The sequence below is a fragment of the Archangium sp. genome, assembly GCF_036389735.1.
In the GTDB taxonomy this organism is placed as follows: Bacteria; Myxococcota; Myxococcia; order Myxococcales; family Myxococcaceae; genus Archangium.
On sequence record NZ_DASVWK010001030.1, the window covers coordinates 1 to 3,323 of the forward strand.

Genomic DNA, 3,323 nt, shown 5'->3' on the forward strand with positions numbered 1-3,323 from the left:
CGTGCGTGATGCGCTTCGAGCCGGACACGGTGAAGAGCAACCCGGCCGGTGTGCTCTTCAGCTCGAAGCTGAGCCACCCGCTCAAGGAGGACTTCGAGGAGGCGCTTCTGGGCCAGGTGGAGGCGCTCACGACGCATGACCTGTTCCGCTACCGCATGGGCTTCGAGGAGCGCTTCAACACCGGGCAGAGCAACTCGAGTGGCACGGAGAACCTCTACGTCTTCCAGCTCGGCAACGGCTCGAGTCCGTTGAAGACGCGCCTCCAGCAGCGGCTCGGGGAGCTGGGCAGCACGCTCACGCCCACGCAGATCGTCGCGCGGGCGCAGACGCTCTCCTGCGCGGGCTGCCACCAGCTCAGCACCGGGACGAACCTCGGCGGCGGGCTCATCTGGCCCTCCAAGTCCACCCTCTTCACCTTCGTGCACGTGAGCGAGCGCACCCTGGAGGAGGGGCCGGACGGTCCGCGCTACGGGCTCTCGGAGTCGCTGACGGGCACCTTCCTGCCCTACCGGCAGCAGCTGCTGGAGGCCTTCCTCGCGCGACTCCCTCCCTTCCACAAGCTCCCGGAGGAGGGCGAGGACGACTGAGGACAGGCACGGGGGAGCCGGCTTGCAGGGCGAGCAACGGAGCGCCTACGGTGGAGGTGTCGCAATGGGGATCGGCCTCCATCCGTAGGAGTGGACATGAACAACGTTGCTGGCCTTCGAGCGATGGGGACCCGGTTCTTCCGCTACGTGCGAGACCCGAGCGTGCCGCTGTGGCGCAGGCTCGCGGGGTTGCTGGCGGTCGTCTATTTCGTCATGCCCGTGGACGCCATTCCCGACTTCCTGCCCCTGCTGGGCTGGTTGGATGACCTGGGCGTGCTGTCCGCGGCGGCCTTCTTCATGGTGCGCGAGGTGCAGCGCTACCAGCCCGAGTCCGGGTGGCCGAAGTCCGTGGACGACGCGCGCACGGGCACCCCGCCGCTCCGCGAGCGCTGAACCCCGGAATGTCGGAAGCCCGTGTTAAAGTCGGGCTTCATGAAAACCTGGAAGAGTCGTGGGGGACTGGGTCTGTTCGTGGGCCTGTGCATCCTGGGAGTCCCGGGGTGCCAGAGCTCGGCCGGGCCCGAGGCGCATGAGGCGGCCGGAGTGGTGGAGCGGCTGCGCTCGCATCGGCTGAACGTGAAGGAGGCGGGGGCGAAGCCCCGCCCCGTGCTGCCGCCCTCGGGGGGCGTGCGCGTGGAGCGCGTGGCGGGCGGCCTCACGGTGGCCTCGGCGAACAAGGCGCGCGTGGTGCTGCCCGAGGTGGCCCAGCGTCCCTTCCGGGTGAAGGACCTCGCCTCCGGGCTGACGCTGGACGTGGCACTCGAGGGCGCGCGCCCGGCCCAGGCCGAGGTGGTGGACGGCTACGTCGTCTACCCGGACGCGCACCCCGAGGGCGCGGACGTGGTGCACCGCTTCACCCCCGAGGGCACGGAGGACTACCTCTCGTTCGAGCGGGCGCCGTCCGTGCCGGAGGTGCGCTACGGCCTGACGCTGGGCGCGGGCGCCGCGGGTCTGCGACTCGTGGCGGACACCCTGGAGGTGCTCGACGGCAGCGGGGCTCCGCGCCTGCGCATGGCGCCGCCGTACCTCGTGGGGGCGGATGGCCAGGTCACCCGGGCGCACGTCTCCGTCGATGGCTGCGCGGTGGACACCCGCGCCACGGCGCCCTGGGAACGGCCCGTGACGGCGCCCGGCTCGCGCCAATGCCGGGTGCGCGTGGGGTGGAGCGCCGAGTCGGTGAAGTACCCGGCGGTGTTGGACCCCGTGTGGAGCACGACGGGCTCGCTCGCCACGGCACGCAGGGAGCACACCTCCACCGTCCTCCAGGACGGCAGGGTGCTGGCGGTGGGCGGCAACGACATGGGCAACCTGATCTCCAGCGCGGAGCTGTATGACCCGGCGACGGGGACCTGGGCCACGACAAGCTCCCTGTGGACGGGGCGGCAGTTCCATACCGCCCAGCTGCTCGGCTCGGGCCGGGTGCTGGTGGCGGGTGGCACGCTGGGCGATCCCATCAACGGGCCGACCCGTGGCGCCGAGCTGTATGACCCCGCCACGGGCACCTGGCTCGCGGTGGGCTCCATGGGCACCGCCCGGACCTCCTTCCAGAGCGCCCTCCTGGACGACGGGCGCGTGCTCGTCATGGGAGGCACGGATGATTCCTATGCCACCGTGGCGAGCGCGGAGCTGTACGATCCGGTGAGCAACACCTGGGGGCCCGTCGGCTCTCTCCTGGCCCCGCGTTACATGCACGAGGCGGTGCTGCTCTCCGACGGGAAGGTCCTCGTCTTCGGCGGCGCGGGCTACACCACGTCGGCCACCTCCTCCGAGCTCTACGACCCCGCCACGGGCACCTGGGCGGCCAGCGGCTCGATGTCCGCCTGGTTCAACCACCCGCTCGGCATCCGACTCGACGATGGCCGCGTCCTGGTGGTCGGCGGCGACTACTACACGCCCGCGTCGGAGCTGTATGACCCCGTCACGGGCACCTGGAGCCCCTCGGCGGGCGCTCCCTCGCTGGTGCGTCAGGAGGCGACGATCAGCCGGCTCCCGGATGGGAGGGTGCTGGTGGTGGGCGGCATGTCCGGCACGAGCAACTCGGCGGACACCGCCACCCCCGAGGTGTATGACCCCACCACGGGTACCTGGAGCTTCGGCACCACGCTGGGGACGGGGCGGACGATGCACTCCACCAGCGTGCTCCAGGACGGGCGGGTGCTCGTCGTGGGCGGGATGGGGCTGGTGGATTACGCCACCCTCGCCAGCGCGGAGCTCCTCCTGCTCAATCAGGACGATGTGACGGCTCCCACGGTCACCGTCACCGCGCCATCGGAGGGGAGCCCGGTCGAAGGGGAGGTCACCCTGACGGCGAGCGCCTCGGACGACTACGCCGTGAAGCGGGTGGAGTTCTACGTCGACGACACGCTCCTCGGTACCGACACGACCGAGCCGTACTCCTTCTCCTGGTACACCCAGGGAGCGGTGGCCAACGGTTCCCACGTGCTGATGGCCCGCGCGTACGACGCCTCGGGCAACGTGGGCGCGAGCGCCCCCGTCTCCATCACCGTGAACAACGACGTGACACCTCCCGTCGTCACCATCACCTCGCCCGCGGTGGGCCGCGTCCTCCAGGGAGTCGTCACCGTGGCGGTGGAGGCCTCGGATGAGCGATGGGGCGAGCCGCGGGTGAATTTCTGGGACGGCACGAAGCTGCTCGGCAGCGACACGACGGCGCCGTACTCGCTGAGCTGGGACCTCACCCAGGTGCCCGGCGGCCCGCATAACCTCATCGTCAAG

General features: G+C 70.8%; 3 protein-coding genes. All 3 read left to right on the plus strand.

Going from position 1 to position 3,323, the window contains the following annotated elements:
- A partial coding sequence (locus VF794_RS36690; protein ID WP_331117828.1) for a hypothetical protein occupies nucleotides 1-587 on the plus strand: 587 nt, incomplete at its 5' end.
- Nucleotides 588-683: 96 nt separating this feature from the next.
- Nucleotides 684-980 carry a YkvA family protein gene (locus tag VF794_RS36695; RefSeq protein WP_414641008.1) on the plus strand — a complete coding sequence of 99 codons (297 nt, stop codon included), beginning with the start codon at nucleotides 684-686 and terminating at the stop codon, nucleotides 978-980.
- Nucleotides 981-1,019: 39 nt separating this feature from the next.
- On the plus strand, nucleotides 1,020-3,323 hold a 2,304-nt coding region (locus VF794_RS36700), incomplete at its 3' end, for an Ig-like domain-containing protein (protein WP_331117830.1).